Origin of the sequence: Bullifex sp., from assembly GCF_034103065.1 — a bacterium.
Lineage (GTDB): Bacteria > Spirochaetota > Spirochaetia > Sphaerochaetales > Sphaerochaetaceae > Bullifex.
This window is the reverse complement of record NZ_JAXEGN010000044.1, coordinates 1-3,340: the sequence shown is the minus strand read 5'-3', so window position 1 is coordinate 3,340 and position 3,340 is coordinate 1. Positions and strand designations below refer to the sequence as shown.

The 3,340-nt window shown below is 30.7% G+C and carries 6 protein-coding genes and 1 pseudogene; 5 read left to right on the top strand and 2 right to left on the bottom strand.

The annotated features are described in order from the left end of the window. Positions 1-24 precede the first annotated feature (24 nt). The 3 genes from SOY52_RS01815 to SOY52_RS01805 all read left to right on the top strand — a co-directional run bounded on the left by SOY52_RS01815 (position 25) and on the right by SOY52_RS01805 (position 1,110). A complete protein-coding gene (locus tag SOY52_RS01815) occupies positions 25-459 on the top strand; it encodes a hypothetical protein (protein WP_320847278.1) in 435 nt (144 codons plus the stop codon). Positions 460-579: 120 nt separating this feature from the next. After that, positions 580-900 carry a DUF6442 family protein gene (locus SOY52_RS01810; RefSeq protein ID WP_320847277.1) on the top strand — a complete coding sequence of 107 codons (321 nt, stop codon included), beginning with the start codon at positions 580-582 and terminating at the stop codon, positions 898-900. A 3-nt stretch (positions 901-903) separates the two neighbouring features. Continuing rightward, on the top strand, positions 904-1,110 hold the full coding sequence (locus SOY52_RS01805) for a helix-turn-helix transcriptional regulator (protein WP_320847276.1): 207 nt from the start codon (positions 904-906) through the stop codon (positions 1,108-1,110). Here SOY52_RS01805 and SOY52_RS01800 read toward each other — a convergent pair. Beyond that, positions 1,107-1,733: a DUF998 domain-containing protein gene (locus SOY52_RS01800; RefSeq protein ID WP_320847275.1), complete on the bottom strand. Its 627-nt coding sequence runs from the start codon at positions 1,731-1,733 to the stop codon at positions 1,107-1,109. The two genes, SOY52_RS01805 and SOY52_RS01800, sit on opposite strands and share 4 nt — an antisense overlap. 2 nt (positions 1,734-1,735) lie before the next feature. Further along, entirely contained in the window at positions 1,736-2,323 is a 588-nt protein-coding gene (locus SOY52_RS01795; RefSeq protein ID WP_320847274.1) for a TetR/AcrR family transcriptional regulator, read from the bottom strand. 125 nt (positions 2,324-2,448) lie between these two features. Between SOY52_RS01795 and SOY52_RS01790 the strand changes: the two genes are divergently transcribed. Then, a complete protein-coding gene (locus tag SOY52_RS01790; RefSeq protein ID WP_320847273.1) occupies positions 2,449-2,988 on the top strand; it encodes a GNAT family N-acetyltransferase in 540 nt (179 codons plus the stop codon). A 77-nt stretch (positions 2,989-3,065) separates the two neighbouring features. Continuing rightward, positions 3,066-3,340: pseudogene (locus tag SOY52_RS01785) on the top strand (ABC transporter substrate-binding protein); the annotation flags it as partial.

The window sequence follows — 3,340 nt, the reverse complement described above, 5'->3', positions numbered from 1 at the left end:
ATACCAAAAGAATTGAGGTAAATTGTGGAGTTTTTAAATATCTTTGGCTTAATTTTTACCATAGTGCTTATGATTCCAAATATTATCTATGCCCTTAAATTTAAGGACTGCTTTGAGAATAAATGGAGTAATAAACGCCTTGAGATAATTGAGCAAATTGGACGATTTGGGTGTATAGCCTTCATGACTATTAATATACCTGGTACTTGGTTCGGCTGGTGGTCAGATGAAGCACTGGCTTTATATCTTATTGGAGATACTATTTTAGCCGTTTTATATTGTGTACTTTGGATTATTCTTTTTAATAAAAATAACTTAGTCAGAGCATTATCATTATCGATTATTCCAGCTACTTTGTTCTTTTATAGTGGAATTATGAGCAGGTCAATACCATTAATTTTCTTCTCTATAGTATTTGCTTTTAGCCATATAGTAATTTCATACAAAAATGCAAAGTAATAATAAGATTTGAAAAATTTCATTATTGTTTTCTTGCAAAGAAAACTTTGCAATACTATTGACAGGTAAACTTGGCAGATTTATATTAATGCCAATAAAACTTGTCAATAGAGGTGAAAAATGAATAAAGAAGAAATTTTATCTAAAAGTAAGAAAGATAATAAAGGTGTAGATGAAATGGAACTATATGTTTTATCTACTGCAGGAAAGATAGCTAGTAAGGTCGGGCTTTTAGTATGTTGCTTTGTAGCAGTTCTACAGGCTGTATTAACACACAATGTTAGCTTTGAGTGTTGGATGATTTACTTTAGTATACTAGCTGCAACATTTATTGTTAAATATATAAAGCTTCATAGAAAGCATGAGCTATTAGTTGCCTCTATTTATTCTATCTTGTTTCTCCTTTTCACAGTTTTGTTTATTATTAATTTATTGAGATAGGAAATGAACGAAGAATTAATACTTAAAAATAGATTAAAAGAAGCTCGCTCGGAGCAAGGCCTTTCGCAGTCTCAGTTAGCTGAGATGGTTGGGGTATCAAGGAATACAATTAGTTCAATTGAAACAGGACAATTTAACCCAACTGCTAAGCTTGCTTTGGTATTATGTATTGCTTTAGATAAGAAGTTTGAGGAGTTGTTTTACTTTTAAATTATTGAAGTAAAACGCCCCTTAAATAGGTATACTCCGAGTATTGCATTAAATACTACTGCAGAGAATGTGCTAAATCTCTCAAAAAGCCCAAATACAGAGGGTGGCATAAAACTTGTTCCAATAGGTCCTATTAACATTGCTGTCAGAGCAATTATAGCCCAAAGGCCTAAAGACTTTAGACCAACTCTTTTTGATGATATAGCTAATAAAATTAAAGATGAAAGGGACAGCACAACAACAGCTACAGTAACAGCTAGATGCATGAAGTTTTGAAAGATTAATTTATCAACACCACTTACCCATGGAAACATTTCGTATCCAGTTGCACATATCCATTCCATTAATGTAAATAGTGTTATTCCTAATCTAAATAATTTTACTTTTGATTTTCTTGAGGCAATAAAAACAAGTGTAATAGATAGCACTGAACAAGGACCAAATAGTGCGTTAAGCTGGTTTGCAAGTGTTTGGGATGGTGAACCAGCTGCACTTAGTTCACTTACTGCCATTGTCATCCAATTATAACCAGGGTATGCAATAGGTGATATAAATACCATTGCACTATAGGAAAGTAATGCAATTGCTCCTGAAAGACCTAATAATTTAAATGTCTTTTCCATTTCTATAACTCCTTTGCATATGCTTTTATAAAGCTATCAATTACCTTTTCAAGAATTCCATCTGAAATATTACTTTCAGCCATCTCGGCATCGAGTCTAAGATCAAGAACAGAGTGTATCAAAAGCGCAAAAGTAATAGCTGCTGATTCTAAATTATCAAAGAGAGCAACTTTATTTTCCTCAATTGCTTTAAATAGTTCTTTTGAAGCATTAATCATTGTTTCTGTTTCTTTAATAATTACTTTAGATGCTTCTTTTGAAAGAGCTTTTTCAGAGATAATAACCTTATAAAAGGTTATCATATCTGATTTCCTATTCATTTCATCATAGGAAATTGTTGCTGTAAGAAGGATTTCTCTTAAGCTTTTTCCTTTAACAAATGTGGAGTAATCAACAAAGGTTTTAGTAGATGATTTCTTTCTTAAATAAAGATACAGCTCATTAATTAAATCTTGTTTTGAATTAAAGTGTGAGTATAGTGATGATTTCTTGAGTCCTGATGCTGTTGCAATGTCAGCCATCGAAAGGCTTCTTAAACCTTTTTCTGATGCAAGAGTTAAAACATTTTTTAAGATTTCTTCTTTTTTCATACTATACACTTTACGAACGAACGTTCGTAAAAGTCAATAAAACTACATAGAAAATAGCTATCTAATTTATTTATATTGATTTAGTATTTACCTCATGATTATTAAATTAAAAAATGAGGCCATAAATGATTTTAAAGCAATGTAAAGAAGATGACTTTATAAGGGTTTGTGACTTCTATAGATATTCGATTGATAATAATCCTTCAATGAAAGAGTATTGCCCTTGGATATATGGGCTTCATCCTAATGATGAAATGATTAAAGAGTACATAGATAATGGATATTTGTTTTTTACCGAAAAAGATGGAGAGATAATCGCTGCTGTTGCATTAACTCCTTTCCAAGATGATTCATACAATAGTGTTAATTGGAGTATTAATTTAAAACCTAATGAGGTTAGTGTTGTACATATTTTGTGTGTAAGTCCAAAATATCAAGGCCAAGGAATTGCTAAAGAAATAATTAAAAAGTTAATTGAATACTCAAAAGCAATTGGAAAAAATGGTATTAGACTCGATGCACTTTCCTCGAATAAAATTGCTCATAGGCTATATGAAGGAATTGGCTTTAGAAAGTGTGATGTTAAGAATTGGTATGCAGGAAATACCGGTTGGACTGATTTTTATTTGTTTGAATATTATTGGTACAAAGAAACAAAAAATTAATATATTTGTAATGTATATTCATATTTTGTAAAAGAATTGTTATAATACCACAATTTTATAAGCTAAAAGGATAAAATATGAATTTTAAAAGGGTGTTAATTGCTTTATTAACAGTATTAGTGTTATTTAGTGGATGTTCAAATAAAAAAGAAAACACTAATGAAATAAAGCTTGATTCAAATAATCCAGTATCATTAACAATATGGCACTACTACAATGGTGCTCAGCAAGCAGCCTTTGATGAATTACTTCAAGAATTTAATGCCACAATTGGTAAACAAAAAGGAATATATGTAGAAGGATATTCTCAAGGTTCTGTTACGGACTTAGAAAAGGCATTATCTGATTCAGT

Bases quoted from the DNA above. Each gene is read 5' to 3' on its own strand.
- SOY52_RS01790 (WP_320847273.1), top strand. From the start codon at position 2,449: ATGATTTTAAAGCAATGTAAAGAAGATGACTTTATAAGGGTTTGTGAC.
- SOY52_RS01795 (WP_320847274.1), bottom strand. From the start codon at position 2,323: ATGAAAAAAGAAGAAATCTTAAAAAATGTTTTAACTCTTGCATCAGAA.
- SOY52_RS01800 (WP_320847275.1), bottom strand. From the start codon at position 1,733: ATGGAAAAGACATTTAAATTATTAGGTCTTTCAGGAGCAATTGCATTA.
- SOY52_RS01805 (WP_320847276.1), top strand. From the start codon at position 904: ATGAACGAAGAATTAATACTTAAAAATAGATTAAAAGAAGCTCGCTCG.
- SOY52_RS01810 (WP_320847277.1), top strand. From the start codon at position 580: ATGAATAAAGAAGAAATTTTATCTAAAAGTAAGAAAGATAATAAAGGT.